This window comes from Streptomyces sp. NPDC104307 (genome assembly GCF_055584045.1).
Window position 1 is genome coordinate 61397 of record NZ_JBVJMU010000006.1, and the last position, 18846, is coordinate 80242.

Below are 18846 nucleotides of genomic sequence, written 5' to 3' on the forward strand. Positions count from 1 at the left end.
GGGTCACGCAATCAACGGGGAGGGCACATCCGTGGATCCACTGACGTTTCCGATGCTCGTCGGCACCGCACTCACCGAGGCGGTCAAGTTCCTGTTCGACCGGGCCGGAGCGGTCCTCGATCGGCGCGCTGGTCGGGTTCCCGTGGAGGAACCGGAGCAAGTCGATGGAAAGCTCGGGGCGTTGACCGTTCGCCCGGCTGAACTGTCCTCTGCGCGGATCGAGCGCATCACCGAGGCTCGGGGAGCGCTCCAGGTGTATCTGACCCGCCCGGCGCTTCTGCAGGGAGACGATGCGGGGCTCAGGGATCTGTTGGGTGCGCTCCGCCTGGACTTGGAGGAGATCTACGGGCGCCAGCTACCTTTCGGCGCCGCGGAGGAGCGGCCCGCGCGCCCGGGCGTCTCCGTCACGCAGCGCGCGGAACAACTCACCGGCCACCAGGTCGGTGTACGTGCGCAGGAAATTTCCAGGACGGGCCGCGTTCGCGTGGACCAGTCCGCGAAGGTCGTCGAGGCGGCAGCGGAACAGGTCGGCGTGGAGATCGACGGAACCATCGGCTGAGAGGCGGCCCAACCGATGGCTCTCGACGATGAGCAGGACTTCATCCAGCAGCAGTCCGTTCCGGCTACCGGAAGCCCATATAGCGCTGCCGAAGAGTTGCGCGGACGTCCACCGCTACTCGACCAGTACAGCGACGTAAACCAGACCAAACGCACAGAGGCCGCCGCCTCCGCTGACACGCCCACCCCAGTCTCCGAGGCCGACACCGAGTCAACAGTGCCCGCTCGTCCCGAAGTGATCGGGTCGGCGAGCTCACAGTCAGGATGCGCGCCCACGCTGTATCCCCCTGCTCCTGCCATCCCACCGAACAGCCCGGAACCCGCCGCTCATCGAGAAGCTGAGCGGGGCAGAACGGAACAACCGTCCCCCGAGGCGATCGAAGCCGTCGGGCAGGCGGCCACGCTCCAGCGCGCAATGATCAACCTGGGCGAGATGATCGGCACGAAGTACGTGTTCGAGCAGACGCTGGACGCAGACGCGCCCATCGACGCCGAATACTTGGCAGTGATCCGCAGGGTTTATGCCAAGCCCCGCTCAGAAGACACAGACCGAACCCGCAGCCCCTTCGCCCAGGCCCTTCAGGTCCTGCGACCTTCAGGTTCCGTCCTGGTCATCAACCGCCCACCCAACAGCAGCAGAACCACGACCGCATACGCCCTTCTCGACCAGCTGGTGGAAGAAGGTTTGATCTCGGAAGTACGGCCCCTCTCCTTCGGTGGATCCCAGCACTTCCCCGCCCGACGTCTGCCTCATGACCGTCGGTGCGGATTCCTAATCGAACTCCCGCCAGACGAAGACGGATTCCAGGTAGCCGACACATTTGGTTCCGGCCTGGGGAAGCTCGGTGAGCAGCTGGCCCGCCGAGACAACCGACTCATCGTCCTGACCCGACCGGAACAGTGGCGACGAATCAGCCACGGCGCGCCGCCGAGTGCTGCGCCAGATCTGGGCGATATCCATCCTCACGACATCGCCACGCGCTGGCTGCTGGCGCAGGAGCCGTCGTTCCCCGTCAATGCCTGGCTCGGCAGAGCCGACATACGCCAGCTCATCGACGGTATGACGCCCACGGACATCTTGAACGTCACTCCCCTCATGCTCGATGAGCACCGGACCGCCGAGCAACTCGCAGCCGATGCCCTCTCGGACGTGACTCGGGATTCGGCGCAGCAAACGCCTGCCGAGCGGCGCCGCTCCCTCGACGACCAGATTTCCAATGTCGTGGCTGTCCTCAGCAACTGGGAAGACGCACTCTACGAGTGGCACGAACCAGAAGGCCGCGTCCGGACCAGCTTCGAACGGAACTTCCTCCTCACCGCAGCGGTCCTGCGCGGTGACCCGGTAGGCCACGTGTACGCCAAGGCAGCGGAGTTGACCGACACGCTCGACAAACGCGACACGCCTGTCCCTGTCCACGGGCAACAGGCGCCAGGCGTGATCGCCATGACCAAGGCCATCAAAGCGCGCCGCGAGGAGGACGGGACCCTCCGTTTCGACCGGCCGCACTGGGATGACGCCGCGATCGAGTATTTCTGGAACGACCGTCCGCTGGCCCGCACCTCCTTCTTGAAGTGGCTCGCCCAAGTCCCCATCGATGACACAGGGACGAACAAGGAAGCCCTGGAGACCATCACCAAGGACGCCCGTCGCGCCTTGGCAGCCCGCATCGGTGAGTTCGCGCTGCGCTGGGCCGTACGCCATCGCAGACAAGAACCGCTAGAGGCGATCGTCACGGCGTGGTACGCACACGGCACGGACAAGGAACTGTGGCCCTTAGCCGTGAAGCTGCTCGACAACGCGGCGATCCATGCAGCCAGCGCTCCGTACGTGCACTCCCTGTTGCTTTCCTGGGCCAAGCGCAAGGATGCCTCCCTCCAACAGGCCGTCGTCGAGGTCTGCACCGGACAGTTCGGACGACGTCACACCGGGAAGGCGCTACGCCGCCTGAAGCGCGTGGCCAGCAGCGGGGTGCCGGAGGTCGTGGACAGCCTGCGCGAAGCGATCCAGGTGCTGTGGGCGGACACCTCCGTGCGGAAGACGCTCTTCGGGTACGTCGTCGATTGGTGCGGCGACGAGAAGATCCGGGACACCGTTGGCCACCGTACTTTCACCGCTCTCGCCGCGTCGTCTGCGCCACAAGCCGACCGAGTGCCGCTGGTACTCCACAGCGACACCACTCCGGACTCCGACGAAGAGGAGGACTTCCGGCCTCCAGTCGCCGGCCTTGTCACCGGGTGGCGCACTCTCCTACGTCAGGCAACCGGAGCGGCGGGGGATCGCGAACTCGACCGAGCCATCTTCCTGTGGCTCGATGCGGCTCTTGAGCGGACGCCTCTGCGAACGATCATCCTCGACACCCTTCGGCGGGCCGTCGACGTCCGCGGTCCTGAAGGCCCGACCCTGCGCGAGGCTCTGCGTACCTGCTCACAAGTATGGGTTCAGAGCGAAGACCGCCCGTACTCGCACGACCGGGCCAACCTGAAACTCGAACTCTCCTCTCTCCTCGACGCCGACCTCGCCAAGGTCCAGCGCCTCCTGCTGCAGGAAGACCCCGAGGCAGGCACGTCAGAGGAGCGCGAAGCCGCATGAGGCGTCGGCCCGCCCCCGACAGCGCCGCCCAACCGGGCGGCGCCACCTGGGTCTCCACCTTCTCCGACCGACCACGCAGCGCGGACCCGACGCTCCACTTCCGCACGCACGTCCGAGCGACATGGCGGCGACGTGACGACACCGACATCCCCGCGGCCCCGTACGCAGCCGGGCAACTCGTCAGGGCCGTGATCGATGAAGCAGCCGCCGCCTGCGATGTCCTGCGACCTGACGCCGCTGAGCAGGACATTGGCACTGCACTCGCCAAAGCCCTGCCCCTCAGAGGCGTGGGCGTGATCGTCGTGGACGCCACCGTGAGTGTCGAGGTGGACGAAGCAACCCAGAAGGCCGCGCTCGCCGCGGAACAGCTCCAGCAGAACCACCGTCGCCAGGAAGAGCTGCTGCGTCGCGAACTCGAGCTGGACGAGCTGGCCCGTCGCCAGGCCAAAGCGCGCGAGGAATTCCTCCAAGAACACATCCTCGCCAACCCCGCTGCCGCCCGTCTCTACACAGCCCTGGAAGGCTCGGCCGAGAACTGGCCCCGCCTGGGCGGCCCACCAGCCGGTACGGATCTCGAAGATCTGGTCCGCACGGTCAGGCAGTGGCAACCTGGACAGCAGTGGGTCGTTATCGCTCAGGTCATCCACGATTTCGTCGGCAAGCTGACCCCTGAAGGCTGCAAGGAACTACTCGTCCTACTTGCAGGCACCGTAAGAGCATTCGGTGACGAGGACGCCGCCCGTGCCCTCACCGCCATCGCCGGCGATTTCCAGTGAAGCTGATGCTCCTGCGCTGGCTTCTCGATCCGGTCACCAACTTGCTGGCGGTGCGGCTTCGTGCCCAGAACCACGGACGTATGTCGTACGAGGCGGCCTGGCGACTGGCCCGCGTCACCCGGCACCCCGACGAGATGGGGTATCGCCTGCACGGCCATCTCCCGGAGGACCCCACGGAGGTGACCGGGCCGCCGTGATCGCAGCCAGCGTTCCCTAACCGCCCAACGTGAACGTGGCTGCGGCCGATCGGCCCCCTGACTGCGCGTTTACAAGATCCGCGGGTGAGGGTGCGAACAGGCCGGGACGTCGCGCCCTTGTCACTGGAGAACGACCGTGACGCCGAAGGATTCGAGGAGCCGCACGATCTCCTCGAAGTAGCTCAGCCCCTTCTCGGCGTCCCAGATGTCGTCAGCCAGCGCCTGGCGAGCGACGTCGGCGTCGTGCCAGAACAGAGTGAAGGGTGCGGTCACACCGAAGCCACCGTGCAGGCAGTCGTTGAAGGCGTTCCATTCCCGGCCGTAATAGCCGCCAGGTTCCGCCAGCGCCTCCGCCAGCGCGCAGTGCAGGCCAGGCACGTCCGTGGCGTACGCACCGTCGAGATGGTGGATTCCGCCCGAACGGTCTGGGCCCTGTCCGCTCATGCCGGTGGCGGTCAGGTCGAGCCATTCGGACCTGCCCTCGACGGAGAGCGGAGCCCATTGATTACTAATGTCCGGGGCGCCCCTGTACCAGGTCTCCCAGATCGAGCGGGCCAGTAGCGGCGGCCTGTCCTCACCGCCGTCGGCAAGCTTGACGTCGAGGAGACTGCCGCCCAGTACGGACGGCCGGGCGGTCTCGATGCGCAGGTGGACGTTGTGGCGATACATCACCCGGCCGACGCGGTCCAGAGCCCACAGCCCCACCCAGTCCCGATCCCACTTGCGAGGCCGGCGCAGGACAGCGAGGAGGGGTTCCGCGGGCTCGCAGCCAACGAGCCCTATCGGCACGGGCGCCGGAGCACCTCGCGTCACGAACAGCCCGTCCACAGCCAGGCAATGGCCGACCGAACCGGGCATCCCCGTGGACCCTTCGACCAGCTTGAACCGCGGCGGCATCGGCAGGGTGTGTGTCCAGGCGTGCTCTTCCGCGACGCCCGCTCCGACCACGATGTCCACCAGGGTCGGATCATCCCGGTTTGGCTGATGCGTGATGACGAGACAGTCGAGCAATGACCACCACTGCAACGGCTGCTCTTCGTCCCAGACCTCGACGCATACGTCACCCAGCAAGGCGGTCGACGTCCGGCTCGGCATCAGCGCATCGCGCAGCAGCCCCTCAGGCTCACATCCCCGCAGCGTCAGGACCTCGCGTGGTGGCGGTGCTTTGTCCACGAACATGCCCTCGACACCCGCGCAGCGCCCCCAGAACTCATCCTGGTCGTCTTCGTCCTGGTGGACGAGCAGGTACTTCACCGGGAAGCTCCGCTCCCACTCGGCATGATCTCCGACTCGCACTCAACCCCCGTACACCCAGGCGATCCCTCTCGCCCACAGTACGGAGCCGGTTGAGGATGGATTCAACTGATTATTACCCGTGGGTCATAGCCAACGACAGGCTCAGCCGATCGACCAGTTCAGCCCCAGTGGGAAGCGCCGATCCCAGGCGGCGCATGATGCCCGTCATGGAGAGCACGGTCGAGAAGATCAAGGTCTGGTTCCGGTTTGTCCCTCGTGAGGGGTGGTTCCCGCAGGACACAGAGGGCCTGTGGGCAACGACGCTCGGCGCTGACACAGCCATCGTGCAGAACATCCCCTTCCTTCAGGACGGGGTCGCTGAAGGTGACGTGGTTCGCTATCAGACCGACGCCGACGGCCACCACTGGGCCGTTGGACGCGTCAGCACCGCCGGCAACTGCACGGTTCGCGTCGTACCCATTCCCACCGGCCCCTTGGGACGCAGCTCCCAGGCGGTGCACGAGCGTCTTTCGGCGTTCGGGCTCGGCGGTGAGGTGTTCAGCGAGAACTTCCCCATGGTGGCCTTCACCGCACCGGCCGGTGCGGACTTCGCCGGGATCAAGGCGCTCCTGGCTCATGGGGAAGAGGAAGGGTGGTGGCACTACGAAGTTGGCTGCAGCACTGAGGACTGGCGGAATGCCTGACATTTGCGGGACCTCCAGCTCACTTCCCCTCGCGCTGGCCACCGCCCCGGTGCGAACCCATCCAACGGAGTGGCCATGACTGACTTCCCTCATGTACTTGCCACCTGGTGCACCAACCAAGCGGCCGACCTCCAAGCCTCGGCGATCGGCTGTGAGCTCGGCACCTCTCCGGCCGACGGCCGCAGCAAGGACAGCGCCTGGGTGACCCTGGGCACCAGCGCCCGACTCGCCACCATCACTGTCTGGGACACCGGCGAGGCAGAACTCGACCACGCAGACATCGAGAACGGTCAGGTCCGCCCTGAGCACCGCCTCCTCCAGACAGAAGAGGATCTCGTCCTCGCTCTGTCAGACCTCACCCAATGGGTGCGACCTTCAGCGCATTGAACAGACCGCAGTTTGGTCCAAGGCCCCTCCGCCCCAAATATCTCCCCTGCGGGAAGTGCTGGTGGTGAAACACAGACGACAGGCACCGTCCCTGCCCATCAGAATCCGAGCATATCCATCGACGTGAGCGGAATGATCGAGTGCAGGCCGTGGGCCAAGGTCCTGGGCGAGGACGACGAGGATGCCGTCTGGACCGCCACCATCGACCTGTTCCTGCTTAACACCGGCAACGCGTACGACGCCCTTGCCTGCCTCTTCGGAGTGCGCAACAGTTTCGGGTTCCGGCCCCTGGCCGAAGAGCGCGGACTGCCGAGTGACGCCTCCGACGGGGTACGCACCGACTTCGCCGCCGACGGCGGGCCCCAGTACGCCCATGGCACCACCTGGATCACCTGGGCCGAGCTGAGCGCCGCCGACTGGGACGAGACCGATGAGTCCGGCGCCCGCAGCCGTCGTGCGGTCGCCGGAGACGCCAGCCCCTGGGGACCGGTCTGGGAAGTGATGCGAACGCTCGGTGTACTGCACGGCCCGGAGAACGTACGGCTCGTGGTCTGGTTCGACTGATCATGGAGGTACCAGGTACGAGCTTGGTGGGACAGGATGAGCCGGTGACGCGATGGTTCCGCAGCTACTGGGACGAAGAAGACACGTGGTTCTACTTCGAGGTCGACGACGACGGCTGGGTCAGACGGCAGGTCGAACTCGAAGGACCTGCGCTGCGCCCCGTCGTGGCCGCGTCGGCCGATGACGACGGTGCCCGGTTCGGTTTCACCGCAGAGTCACCCGTCACCGAATGGGAAGGCCACATCGAGGAACCGCTGGCTCTCCAGGAATTCGAAGACGTATGGGGCGTAGCCCGGCGACACCTCACAGCGCCGGAAGCCTGACCTGCCGGCCACCGATGTGCAGGTCAGCGGCACCGCATCGAGGTCAGGGTAGGTCCGAATTCACGTCCACAGTTTGCCGTCACGATGCCACCAGGAGAACGGCGATCGACCACAGCACAGCGGATGGTGGCCTGACGCCACGCCGTACATCGCCCTGAAATTAGGGCCTTGGGGCTGCCGAGAATAGGGCCGTACACGACCCCGGCCGGGGTCGGGCCGCAGTCTACTGGTCTACCTCGACGCCTGGGCCATCTGCATCCAGATAGACGCTCCCCCACCCATCCACGCCTCCTGTGAACTGGCTCTGACCTGGCGTTCTTCGGAGACCTGCTTAGGCTGGTCAACACTGCCGGGCACGGTCGGAGGGGGACTTCGTGAGCGAGAATGCCTACCGGTACGACACCACCCACATCACGGTGCTGCACGGGGCGGAAGCCATTCGGAAGCGACCTGGGATGTACGTCGGGTCGACCGGCGAACGTGGCCTGCACCAAGCGGTGTTCGAGGCCGTGGGGCACGCGGTGAACGAAGTCCTGGCCGACCGGGCCAGTTGCGTCGATGTCGCCCTGCAAGCCGACGGCGGCGTGCGGGTCGCCGATGACGGACCGGGGATCTCCGCCGAGGTCACCGATGATCCCAGCGACCTCGAGACTCTACTGACTCGCATGTACACCGGGGTACGCCCCGTAGGCCGCAACATTGCCGCATTGGACCTGGGCGGCATCGGGCCCAGCGTCACCAACGCCCTGTCGAGCCACCTGACGGCGGAGGTGCAGCACGATGGTGCCTGCTGGGTTCAGGAGTACCGGGGCGGCGTCCCCGTAGCTCCGCCCACCGCCGTGGGTCCAACATCCGGCAGTGGGACCACCCTCACCTTCTGGCCCGACTCCGACATCTTCGAGACCGTGGAGTGCTCCTTCACCGTGCTGGCGGGACGATTCAGGGAACTGGCCTTCCTGAACCGGGGCCTGAGCATCTCGCTGACCGATGCCCGCCGTCCGGACGAACTCCGGTCGGAACAATTCCTGGGCAAGATAAGGGACTTCATCATCTCCCTTGATGCCTCAGCGGGATCACCCATTCACCTGGACACCATTGCCTTCGCCTGGGAGGACTCGAGGATGGCAGGCACGGCGGAGGTGGCCCTGCGGTGGTGCACCTCCCGCAGGGAGCAAGTCCGCAGCTTCGCCAACAGCCAGCCCACCCCCTATGGCGGGTCCCACGTGGTGGGCTTCCGCGAAGGAGTGGCGGACGCGATCAACGCCTACGCCCGGAAGCGGCGACTGCTGACAGCGGCGGACCCCGATCTCACCTCGGACCGGATCGGCGAGGGACTGACGGCGGTCGTGTCAGTGAAGCTGGACCATCCCCAGTTCGAAGGCGCCACCCACGGGGTACTGGGCAACGCAGAAGTGCGCACCTGCGTGCGCGCGGCCGTCCGCGGGAACCTAGGCAAGTGGCTGGAGGGACACCCGGAGCAGGCCGCAGCCATCGTCGGCAGGATGCGAGCGTCAGCGCACCACCAGCGCCGGCGAACTTGCTCACGCAATGCGACTCCCGGCCGCACTCGCGAACCGAGCGCCATGCCACGCACTAGGGGTTGGGAGAAATCTGGGAGATGATCTTCCTCCCGGACCCTCACGGAACCCCGCCACACCATCCCAGACCAAGCCTTTGACCTGCAGGTTTAGCGAGATCTCCAGGTAGCGATCTTGGCCGAACCTCATTCAGGACGAAGAGGTCGTGGGTTCAAATCCCGCTACCCCGACAGCTGAAATACCGGGTCAGGCCCGGTACTGAGAAATCAGTGCCGGGCCTGACCCGTTGTCCGCCCGAGGGGCAGGGCGGGGTAGAGGTCCGCGCACCCGTGCGGATCAGGTGGCCTGGAGCACATATTGCCGCAGGTGGCGGTGACCGCGTCGGCAGGCATGCGCAACAAGGAGCAGTGGGCCTTCTGCCGTCGGGTCGTTCACGGCGGCCGCAGCCGTCGAGGCTGTGGTGGCTGTCGTGACTGTCGTGTGGCCGTAGCCCCGGGTGGGCGTCCTGTACCGCTCCGCGACCCGGATCTAAGGTGTTCCGAACGGATCGTGACTCAGGGGAGTGCTCTCATGGACCCGATCACAGCGGCGGCGCTCGCGGCGCTTGCCTCAAGTGCGGGCGGCGAGGCAGGCCGTCAGAGCTGGCAGGGACTTACCGCACTGGTGAGGCGTCCGTTCCGGCGCGGTACGGCGCAAGGCCCGGAAGGGGACGGAGCGGCCGTGGTCAGCTCGGGCGAGCCGGAGGCCGCCGCCCTGGCGGCCGATCCCGCCGACCCGCTGCACGCACAGGCGCTGGTGACGGCTCTGGGCGTACGGGCCGCCCTGGACGCGGAGTTCCGCGCGCTCCTTGACGCGTGGTGGCGGGCCGCCCAGCCGGGCGCGGGCGGTGACGTGCGCAACAGCATCAGCGGGGGAACGCAGTCCGCCCCGGTGATCCAGGCCCGTGACGTCTCCGGCTTGACCTTTCACCTGCCCCCGGACACCGGCCGCTGACGGCCGGGGTGCGGCCACGATCGGGCCCTGCGCCGGGATTCCCGGGACCCGCGCCTCGTCGCCGGTCTACTGTCGAATCCGCCGCACTGCCCACCGTGGGCAACTGAGGAGGAACCCTGTGTCATCGCCCTGTGACCCCCAGCACGCTCCGGCCGGCGATGTGGGGACGGCGATCATGATGATCGACTCCAGGCTCAGACGTGTCCATTCGGGCGAGGCCGCGACCGACTCCGAACAGCAGGAGATGGTCGACCAGTTCGCCGAATCACTGGGGCCGGAGGGGGCTCAGGATCTACTGGACGGCGCGTGCACGCTCATCTTCATGTTCATGAAGTGGCTGCGGACGACCCACGAGCAGGTCGACAAGGACGTCATCGAGTACGTGGTGCCGACTCTGGTCGCCTCGATGCGCATGATGCCCAGGAGCTGCCCGCCTGAGGTCATCCCCACCATGGCCGGCCTCGTGATCGCCGCGGGCACCGGCCTGAGCCCCAATCTGTGGCGCCAGCAGTACGGGGACTGGACCGAAGCGGAGATGACTCCCCTTGAGGCCACCGCGTTCCTGCTCGCGGAACACATCAACCGGATCGCCGACGACCCCGACTTCGCCACCCGTCTGATCACCGACGCGTTGTCCAGCGCGGACGCGGACTGAGCTGCTGCGGTCACGGGTTCGGTGAGGCCGGGGTGCCGGCTTGCTGAGGTGCTGTGAGGTGCTGTGGTGTGCGGTGCTGCGGCCGTTACTTCGGGTCACGGTTGAAGGTCGATGTCGACCAGCGGTAGCCGAGGGCGGCGAGGGCGAGGGACCAGGCGATGGTGAGCCAGCCGTTGTTGCCGATCTCGGTGCCGAGGAGGAGCCCGCGCAGGGTCTCGATGGCGGGGGTGAAGGGCTGGTACTCGGCGATGGGCCGGAACCAGGCGGGCATGGTGTCGACGGGGATGAAGGCGCTGGAGAGCAGCGGCAGCAGGATCATCGGCAGGGCGTTGTTGCTGGCGGCTTCGGCGTTGGGGCTGATGAGGCCCATGCCGACGGCGATCCAGGTGAGTGCGGTGGCGAAGAGGACGAGCAGGGCGAAGGCGGCGATCCACTCCAGGGGGGGTGGCGTCGGTGGAGCGGAAGCCGATCGCCACGGCCACGGCGCCGACGAGGACGACGCTCATGACTGCCTGCAGAACGCTGCCGACGACGTGTCCGACGAGTACGGAACCGCGGTGGATGGCCATGGTGCGGAAGCGGGCGATGATGCCTTCGGTCATGTCGGTGGAGACGGACACGGCGGTTCCGACGACGGTGCTGCCGATGGTCATGAGCAGGATGCCGGGAACGATGTAGGCGATGTAGTCGGAGCGGTCCCCGCCACCGCCACCGAGGCCGGCGCTCATCACGCCGCCGAAGATGTAGACGAAGAGCAGGAGCAGCATCACGGGGGTGAGGAGGAGGTTGAGGGTGAGGGAGGGATAGCGGCGGGCGTGCAAAAGGTTGCGGCGCAGCATGGTGGTGCAGTCGCGCGCGGCGAGGGGCAGGGTGCTCATCGGGCTGTCTCCTTCAACTGGCCTGGGATCTCGGGGGCATTGGGGGATGCGGTGAGGGCGAAGAACACGTCGTCGAGGTCGGGGGTGTGGACGGTCAGCTCGTCGGCCTGGATGTCGGCGGCGTCGAGGCGGTCCAGGATGGTGCGCAGTTCGTGCTGGCTGCCGTTGCTGAGGATCTGCAGGGAGAGCCCTTCGTCGTCATGGGTGGCGTCGGGCAGGGCGGTGGCGGCGTGGCGGTAGGTGGCGGGGTCGGTGAAGCGGAGGCGGATGTGTCCGCCGGGGATGAGGCGTTTGAGTTCCTTGGCGGTGCCTTCGGCGGCGATCTTTCCGTCGTTGAGTACGGCGATGCGGTCGGCGAGTTCGTCGGCCTCTTCGAGGTATTGCGTGGTGAGGAAGATGGTGACGCCGTCGGAGACGAGCTCCCGGATGATCTGCCACATGTTGTGGCGGCTGCGGGGGTCCAGGCCGGTGGTGGGTTCGTCGAGGAAGATGATCCTGGGGCCGCCCACCAGGGTCATCGCGATGTCGAGGCGGCGCTTCATGCCTCCGGAGTACGTGGAGGCGGGCTTCTTCGCGGCGTCGGTGAGGTCGAAGCGTTCCAGTAGTTCGGTGGTGGTGCGGCGGCCCTCGGTGCGGGGCAGGTGGTGCAGGTCGGCCATCAGCAGCATGTTCTCCTCGCCGGTGATCAGTCCGTCGACGGCGGAGAACTGGCCGGTGACGCCGATCGCCGCGCGTACCGCCTGCCGCTCTGTGGCCAGTTCGTGGCCGCCGACCCGAATGGAGCCGGAGCCGGGGTCGGGGGACACGAGCGTGGAGAGGATCTTCACGGCAGTGGTCTTTCCCGCACCGTTCGGGCCGAGCAGCGCGAAGACCGTGCCGGCCGGGACCGCCAGGTCGATCCCGTCGAGGACGACCTTTTCCCCGTAGGACTTGCGCAGTCCGCTCGCCTCAATAGCCAGGTTCGTCATGACAGTTGCTCCTCAGAGACTGCGGGCGACGATGTCGCCCTGGGTGGTGGTCGCGCGGATGTTCAGGCCGGCGGCGGCGCCCTCGGTGTTCTTCAGCGCGTTCTCGATCCGGCCGTAGCCGGTGCCGGCGTCCAGGGACGCGGAGACGCCTCGGGCGGCGCCGACCGACACGTCGCCGGACAGGGTGCTCAGGACGACCGTGCCGCGCACGGCCTCGACGATCCGGAGGTCGCCCTTCTGGGTGCTGATCTCCGCGGGGCCGCCCAGGTGGCCGACCGAGATGTCACCGGCGAGGAGGCTGATGTGCGCGCCGGCGACCTGGTCGAGCTTGACCGAGCCCTGAGCGCCCTCGAAGGCGACGTCACCGAGCCGCCCGACGCCCCGGAACTCGGCGGCGGCCGCGTTCGCCTCGACGCGGGAGTCGGCGGGCAGTTGGACGGTCACCTCGACGGATCCGGAGCTGCCGAGGATTCGGTTCTTCGGCGGTGCGGCCGCGATCCGCAGGACGCCGTCGTCGTACTCGACCGTGATCCGCTCCGCCGCCTGGACGTCGCGGCCCTTCGAGGCGTCCGCGGGGAGGATCTCGACCGTGGTGTCCGCCCGGTCGGCGGCGATGAGCCGGATGCGTCCGGCAGGGATGTCGAGGACGGCCGAGACGGCGGTGGGGGTGTCGAACTTCTGCATGGCGTTCTCCCTCTTCTGCGGCGGCCGCTCCCTGCGTCCGCCGTTTCTGATAGTGGAAACGCTACGTTGTGTTCAATGAACTGGCAACGCACTCGTTGCACTGCAATTGCGTTTACGCAGTTCAACGCGCTCATATCGTTGCAACCGTCTCGGATCTAATGCAACAACCTGCCCGATGCTCGTTGCAATGAATTGAAAGTGAACGCTATGCTGGCGGCACCGCAGACCATGAAGGAGACCGCGATGCCCGGAGGCAGGCTCACCCAGCAGGAACGTCAGCAGATCGCGCTGGGACTGGCCGACGGCCTGGCCTACGCGGAGATCGCCAGACGGCTCGACCGTCCGACCTCGACCGTCACGCGCGAGGTAATGCGCAACGGCGGCCCCACCACGTACCGCGCCGACCTCGCCCACCGCGCGACCGAACGCCGCACTCACCGGCGCGGGCAGACCGCGCCCCGGAAGTCCGTGGCGCCCGCGCAGGCCCATGGGCGCGACGCGGAGGCGGTGCGCGAGTACGAGGAGATCTTCACGACCGCCCTCATACAGTCGGGCACGCCCAAGATGATGGCCAGGGTGATGACCTGCCTGTACACCGCCGACTCGGGCAGCCTCACCGCCTCCGAACTGGTCCAGCGCCTGCAGGTCAGCCCGGCGTCGATCTCCAAGGCGGTCGCGTTCCTCGACAGCCAGGGCCTCGTTCGCCGGGAACGCGACGAACGCCGCCGCGAGCGCTACGTCGTCGACGACGACATCTGGTACCAGTCGATGATCTCCAGCGCCCGGTCGACCGCCCAGATCGTCGAGACCGCACGGCAGGGCGTCGGCGTTCTCGGTCCCACCACCCCGGCCGGTGTCCGCCTCGAAAACATCGCCCGTTTCCTCGACTTCGTCACCGAGAGCCTCATCCGCTCCGCCGAGCAGGCCCGCGAGGTTCTGCACACCAAGCCCGAAACGCCCCCGGACAACGCTGACTGACGGTGCCTCAGAGGCGTACGGGACACGAGTACGTGTACGCGGGTACGGGGCCGGGCCGTCCCGTCAGGCGTCGGCTCCGCCGAAGCGTGCCCGGAAGGACTCCAGGTCCTCCTCGGAGATCTTCGCGAAGAGCACCGGCGGCACGGTGAACGGCGTACCGGCCGGGACGGCGTCCAGGGAACCCGCCTGTTCGGCGGTCACCCAGGTCGCGGTGTCGCCCTCGAACTCGAAGGCGCCGCGCATGGCGGCGGCCGCGGCCGGGATCAGCGGTTCGGAGACGATCGCGTAGAGGTGGATGAGGTTCATCGCCGTGCGCAGGGTCAGGGCCGCGCCCTCCGGGTCTGTCCTGATCTCCAGCCAGGGGGCCTTGTCCTCCAGGTAGGAGTTGCCCGCCGACCACAGGGCGCGCAGCGCGGCAGCGGCCTTGCGGTACTGGAGGGCCTCCATGTGTTCCTCGTACTCGGCGAGGAGGCGCGCGCTCTCCTCACCCAGCCGCGCCTCCGCCTCTCCGGCCGGGCTTCCCGCCGGGACGTCGTCACCGAACCGCTTGCGGGAGAAGGACAGCACGCGGTTGACGAAGTTGCCGAGGGTGTCGGCGAGGTCCTTGTTGACCGTGGCGGCGAAGTGCTCCCAGGTGAAGGAGGAGTCGTCGGACTCGGGGGCGTTGGCGATCAGGAAGTAGCGCCAGTAGTCGGCCGGCAGGGTCTCCAGGGCGGCGTCGGTGAAGATGCCCCGTCGCTGGGAGGTGGAGAACTTGCCGCCGTAGTACGTCAGCCAGTTGAAGCCCTTGACGACGTCGACCTTCTTCCACGGCTCCCGTACGCCGAGTTCGGTGGCCGGGAACATCACCGTGTGGAACGGTACGTTGTCCTTCGCCATGAACTGCGTGTAGTGGACGGTGTCTTCGGCCTCGTACCACCACGACTTCCAGTCACGGTCCTCGCCGGACGGGGCGGCGTCCGACCACTCCTTCGTCGCACCGATGTACTCGATCGGGGCGTCGAACCAGACGTAGAAGACCTTGCCTTCGGCCGCCAGCTCCGGCCAGGTGTCGGCCGGGACCGGGACGCCCCAGTCCAGGTCACGGGTGATGGCGCGGTCGTGCAGGCCCTCGGTGAGCCACTTGCGGGCGATGGACGCGGACAGCTGTGGCCAGTCGGCCTCGTGCCGGGTCACCCACGCCTCGACCTCGTGCTGGAGCTTCGACTGGAGGAGAAAGAGGTGCTTCGTCTCGCGGACCTCCAGCTCCGTGGAGCCGCTGATCGCGGAGCGCGGGTTCAGCAGGTCGGTCGGGTCCAGGACGCGGGTGCAGTTCTCGCACTGGTCGCCGCGCGCCTTGTCGTATCCGCAGTGCGGGCAGGTTCCCTCGACGTACCGGTCGGGCAGGAAGCGGCCGTCGGCGGGCGAGTAGACCTGGCGGATCGCCCGCTCCTCGATGAAGCCGTTCTTCCGCAGCCGGCGCGCGAAGTGCTGGGTGATCTCGGCGTTCTGCGGTGAGGAACTGCGGCCGAAGTAGTCGAAGGCCAGCTGGAAGCCGTCGTAGACCGCCTTCTGCGCGTCGTGGGCCTGGGCGCAGAACTCCGCCACCGGCAGTCCGGCCGCCTTCGCCGCCAACTCGGCGGGCGTCCCGTGCTCGTCCGTCGCGCAGATGTACAGGACGTCATGACCACGCTGGCGGAGGTACCGGGAGTACACATCCGCCGGAAGCATCGACCCGACCATGTTGCCCAGGTGCTTGATCCCGTTGATGTAGGGAAGCGCGCTGGTTACCAAGTGTCGAGCCATCCTCTGATGCTCCTTTTCGTGCGTACGGCGCCGGCGGCAGTGCCACGGCGGGCCCCGGTCGGGACAGTGCGGCCGGTGCGGCCGGTGCGACCGCTCAGGTCATTCAACCGTGCCGCGCACGAGCTGGTGGCGTGAGAACCGCCTGGCCCTTGACTTCGGGGTTGCCGGGGTGTCGGGGTGACGGGGTGTCGGACGCTGTTGCTGGTCAGGCACTCGATCGGGTGGAACTTTCAGTCCGTACATGCGTTTTGGGGGAGGAACTCCCGGATCGGAAGCGATCATTCGGCCGTGATCTCAACAACCCGGACGGCACACCGTCCCAAGCCCCGCCTCCTGGCCGGGCTCGGCGCACTCGCCGCGCTGACCCTGCTCCCGTCGCTCCCGGCCGCCGCCGCGGCCGCGCCCACGGACGACGCGTCGCCACAGAGCGTCAGGCAGGCCCCGCCCCGTGCGGTGACCCCGGCCGAGCGCAGGACCGACGCGTACCTCGGCTCGTTGCGGAACAGGCCCGCGCGGCTGAAGGCCTTCTTCGAGGACCTGCCCAAGGGCGGTGACCTCCACAACCACTTGTCGGGCGCTGCCACCACCGAGTTCCTGCTCAAGCTCGCGATCGAGCAGGGCCTCTGCATCGACGCGACGATGACGGCTGTCGCACCGCCGTGCGGGACGGGCACGCGGCCCGCGTCCGACGCCCGGACGGACGCGACGTTCCGGCAGCAGATCGTCAGGGCCTGGTCCATGCAGGACTTCCCGGCCGACCAGTCCGGGCACGACCACTTCTTCGACACGTTCGGCAAGTTCGGGCGGGCGACCTGGGACCGAGGCAAGCTCCTCGCCAATGTGGCCGACACCGTGGTCAAGCAGAACCAGTTCTACCTGGAGACCATGGTCACCCCGGCCTCTGACAGCGCCAAGGCACTTGCCGAGAAGGTGGGTTACGACGCCGATCTGGCCGCCTTCCACCGCAAGCTGCTGGCCGGAGGGCAGCTTGACCGGGTCGTCGACGACGCGGTCAAGGAGGCCGACGAAGCCGACGTGCAGTTCCGGGCCGCCGCGCACTGCGACACCGCGCGCCCCGACCCGGGCTGCCGGCTGCCCGTGCGGTGGATCTCCCAGGTCTCCCGGGGCAGCTCCCCGGCGCGGGTGTTCACGCAGATCGCGGTGGGCATGCGGCTGGCGGAGCGCGACCCGAGGTTCGTCGCGGTCAACCTCGTACAGCCCGAGGACGGGGAGAGCGCGCTGGCCGACTACCGGCTCCAGATGCGGATGCTGAAGTACCTGCGCGGCCAGTACCCCGGTGCCCACCTCACCCTGCACGCCGGTGAGCTGGCCTCCGGCCTGGTCAAGCCGGAGGACCTGACCTTCCACATCCGCGAGGCCGTGCTCGTCGCCGGTGCCGAGCGCATCGGGCACGGCGTCGACCTGATCCACGAGGACAACTGGCGGCAGCTCGCCCGGACCATGGCGCGGCGCGGGGTCGCCGTCGAGGTGCCGTTCTCCAGCAACAAGCAGATCCTCGGCATCGCGGGCAACGACCACCCGTTCAACGCCTACCGCAGCTACGGCGTCCCGGTGGTCCTGGCCACCGACGATCCGGGGGTCTCACGGATCGATGTCAGCCACGAGTACCAGTACGCCGCCCGGACCTACGGGCTCGGCTACACCGAGCTGAAGGACCTGGCCCGCGCCTCGCTGGAGTACGCGTTCCGCGACGGCCGCAGTCTGTGGGCCGACGGCTCCGCTCCCTCGGGCTACCGGCTGGTCCCGGCCTGCCGCGGCGACCGGCCCGGCACCGGACGGCCGGGTCCGAGCTGCTCCCGCTACCTCGCCGCCAGCCCGAAGGCCGCGACGGAGTGGCGCCAGGAGGCGGCCTTCGCCACCTTCGAGCGCGACAACGGCGGACGCGGCTGAGGCGGTTTGATGGTTGCGGCGGTCGCGGCGGTGTGACGCCCGGTGCGGTGCGTCCGGTGCGGCCCGGCGCATCCGGTCCGGCCCGGCGCATCCGGTCCGGCCCGGTGCGTCCGGCCCGGTGCGTCCGGGGCGGTGCGTCCGGTCCGGGCGGTGCGGTGCGGCTCAGCCGTCGGAGGCCACGCGGTCCAGCCACTCCCTCAGCAGGTGCTGCTCCGCGCCACTGAGAACCGTCTGCTCCGGCAGCGCGGCGCGCAGGGCGCGGGCGGCACCGGCCGGACCCGCGTCCCGTACCGCCGGCTCCCGGTTGGTCACCGCGTCGACCATGGACTCCCGGAGCGTCGTCAACAGCGCGGGGTCGCGCCGGTCCTCGGGCAGGGACAGCCAGGTGAGCACCGCGCCCCGCGCCGTGGCGTGGATGAGCATCGCCGCGAGCTGCTCGTCGACGCGGAGCCAGCCCCCGGCGGCCAGCCGCCTGATCCGCCCCATGAGGACCTCCAGGCCCGCCCTGAAAGCCGCGGAGGCGGGCCTCGTGGGCTCGCTGTACATCAGCGTGAACAACGCCGGATTGGCGAGGCCGAACTCGACTGCCAGATCCCATCCTCCCCGCAGGTCCTCTATGAGATCCGGCGGGTCGGGGTCCACGTGCTTGGTCGCGAGGAACGTGGCGAAGCCGTACTCGGCCACCGCGTCGAGCAGCCCGCCCTTGTCGCCGAACATGCGGTAGATCGCCGGCGGCTGCACGCCCGCCGCGACCGCGACCGCGCGGGTGGTGACGGCGTCGCGCCCCTCGCGCGCCAGCAGACCGGCCGCCGCCTCGATGATCCGCTGCCTGGGGTGCGCATGCGTATCGGCATCGACGTCGCCGTCGCCGTCGACATCAGCGGCGGCAGCGATACCGGCAGCGGCGCGGATGTCACTGTCTGCGCTGCCACCGCCGCCGTGACCGCGGCCGACGCCTCCGGCGGTGCCGGCATCGGCGGCGCGGGCGGTGCCGGTATCGGAGTCGGAGTCGATGTCGCGTGAACGTGGGGCCATATATCGATGATACAGCGAGACTGGTTCCATCGATAATTCCAGTGTTACGGTGGAAGTGATTCCACTGGAAACGCGACATTGGAGCA

General features: G+C 68.0%; 18 protein-coding genes and 1 pseudogene. 13 read left to right on the forward strand and 6 right to left on the reverse strand.

Annotated elements, in window-relative coordinates:
• Positions 1-31: 31 nt before the first annotated feature.
• From ACZ601_RS17545 to ACZ601_RS17560, 4 genes are all read left to right on the forward strand, one after another.
• Positions 32-559: a hypothetical protein gene (locus ACZ601_RS17545; protein ID WP_469538622.1), complete on the forward strand. Its 528-nt coding sequence runs from the start codon at positions 32-34 to the stop codon at positions 557-559.
• Positions 560-574: 15 nt separating this feature from the next.
• Entirely contained in the window at positions 575-3148 is a 2574-nt protein-coding gene (locus ACZ601_RS17550) for a hypothetical protein (RefSeq protein WP_469538624.1), read from the forward strand.
• A 188-nt stretch (positions 3149-3336) separates the two neighbouring features.
• Positions 3337-3924, forward strand: coding sequence for a hypothetical protein (locus ACZ601_RS17555; protein ID WP_469538627.1), 588 nt, complete (start codon positions 3337-3339; stop codon positions 3922-3924).
• Between the two features lie 5 nt (positions 3925-3929).
• On the forward strand, positions 3930-4121 hold the full coding sequence (locus ACZ601_RS17560) for a hypothetical protein (protein WP_469538629.1): 192 nt from the start codon (positions 3930-3932) through the stop codon (positions 4119-4121).
• Positions 4122-4241: 120 nt separating this feature from the next.
• Here the strand turns inward: ACZ601_RS17560 and ACZ601_RS17565 are convergent, their stop codons facing one another.
• Positions 4242-5375, reverse strand: coding sequence for a barstar family protein (locus ACZ601_RS17565; RefSeq protein ID WP_469538630.1), 1134 nt, complete (start codon positions 5373-5375; stop codon positions 4242-4244).
• Between the two features lie 209 nt (positions 5376-5584).
• On the opposite strand from ACZ601_RS17565, the gene ACZ601_RS17570 reads away from it, so the two are divergent.
• The 7 genes from ACZ601_RS17570 (at position 5585) to ACZ601_RS17600 (ending at position 10521) form a co-directional block, all read left to right on the forward strand.
• Complete coding sequence (locus ACZ601_RS17570) at positions 5585-6061, forward strand: DUF4265 domain-containing protein (RefSeq protein WP_469538633.1); 477 nt, start codon at positions 5585-5587, stop codon at positions 6059-6061.
• A gap of 75 nt (positions 6062-6136) precedes the next feature.
• Positions 6137-6448 (forward strand): hypothetical protein, encoded by a 312-nt coding sequence (locus ACZ601_RS17575; protein WP_469538636.1) that lies wholly within the window; start codon positions 6137-6139, stop codon positions 6446-6448.
• 132 nt (positions 6449-6580) lie between these two features.
• Positions 6581-7012, forward strand: coding sequence for a hypothetical protein (locus tag ACZ601_RS17580; RefSeq protein ID WP_469539478.1), 432 nt, complete (start codon positions 6581-6583; stop codon positions 7010-7012).
• 44 nt (positions 7013-7056) lie between these two features.
• On the forward strand, positions 7057-7335 hold the full coding sequence (locus ACZ601_RS17585) for a hypothetical protein (protein WP_469538638.1): 279 nt from the start codon (positions 7057-7059) through the stop codon (positions 7333-7335).
• A gap of 374 nt (positions 7336-7709) precedes the next feature.
• Entirely contained in the window at positions 7710-8957 is a 1248-nt protein-coding gene (locus tag ACZ601_RS17590) for an ATP-binding protein (RefSeq protein ID WP_469538641.1), read from the forward strand.
• 486 nt (positions 8958-9443) lie between these two features.
• The gene (locus tag ACZ601_RS17595; protein WP_469538644.1) at positions 9444-9866 is read left to right on the forward strand and encodes a hypothetical protein; all 423 of its coding nucleotides are present in this window, start codon (positions 9444-9446) and stop codon (positions 9864-9866) included.
• Between the two features lie 118 nt (positions 9867-9984).
• A complete protein-coding gene (locus ACZ601_RS17600; RefSeq protein WP_469538647.1) occupies positions 9985-10521 on the forward strand; it encodes a hypothetical protein in 537 nt (178 codons plus the stop codon).
• Positions 10522-10606: 85 nt separating this feature from the next.
• On the opposite strand, the pseudogene ACZ601_RS17605 reads toward ACZ601_RS17600, so the two are convergent.
• The 3 genes and pseudogenes from ACZ601_RS17605 to ACZ601_RS17615 form a co-directional block, all read right to left on the reverse strand.
• Positions 10607-11399, reverse strand: a pseudogene (locus ACZ601_RS17605) (ABC transporter permease).
• Positions 11396-12367 carry an ATP-binding cassette domain-containing protein gene (locus ACZ601_RS17610; protein ID WP_469538650.1) on the reverse strand — a complete coding sequence of 324 codons (972 nt, stop codon included), beginning with the start codon at positions 12365-12367 and terminating at the stop codon, positions 11396-11398. The pseudogene ACZ601_RS17605 and the gene ACZ601_RS17610 overlap by 4 nt, the downstream one beginning before the upstream one ends.
• Before the next feature lie 12 nt (positions 12368-12379).
• Positions 12380-13051, reverse strand: coding sequence for a DUF4097 family beta strand repeat-containing protein (locus tag ACZ601_RS17615; protein ID WP_440575559.1), 672 nt, complete (start codon positions 13049-13051; stop codon positions 12380-12382).
• A gap of 243 nt (positions 13052-13294) precedes the next feature.
• Between ACZ601_RS17615 and ACZ601_RS17620 the strand changes: the two genes are divergently transcribed.
• Positions 13295-14029 carry a GbsR/MarR family transcriptional regulator gene (locus ACZ601_RS17620; protein WP_469539481.1) on the forward strand — a complete coding sequence of 245 codons (735 nt, stop codon included), beginning with the start codon at positions 13295-13297 and terminating at the stop codon, positions 14027-14029.
• Positions 14030-14092: 63 nt separating this feature from the next.
• Here ACZ601_RS17620 and metG read toward each other — a convergent pair whose 3' ends face one another.
• Positions 14093-15814 (reverse strand): methionine--tRNA ligase, encoded by a 1722-nt coding sequence (metG, locus tag ACZ601_RS17625; RefSeq protein WP_469538655.1) that lies wholly within the window; start codon positions 15812-15814, stop codon positions 14093-14095.
• Between the two features lie 288 nt (positions 15815-16102).
• Between metG and ACZ601_RS17630 the strand changes: the two genes are divergently transcribed.
• The gene (locus ACZ601_RS17630; RefSeq protein ID WP_469538658.1) at positions 16103-17725 is read left to right on the forward strand and encodes an adenosine deaminase family protein; all 1623 of its coding nucleotides are present in this window, start codon (positions 16103-16105) and stop codon (positions 17723-17725) included.
• A 162-nt stretch (positions 17726-17887) separates the two neighbouring features.
• Here ACZ601_RS17630 and ACZ601_RS17635 read toward each other — a convergent pair whose 3' ends face one another.
• Positions 17888-18760: a TetR/AcrR family transcriptional regulator gene (locus ACZ601_RS17635; protein WP_469538660.1), complete on the reverse strand. Its 873-nt coding sequence runs from the start codon at positions 18758-18760 to the stop codon at positions 17888-17890.
• Positions 18761-18846: the final 86 nt, after the last annotated feature.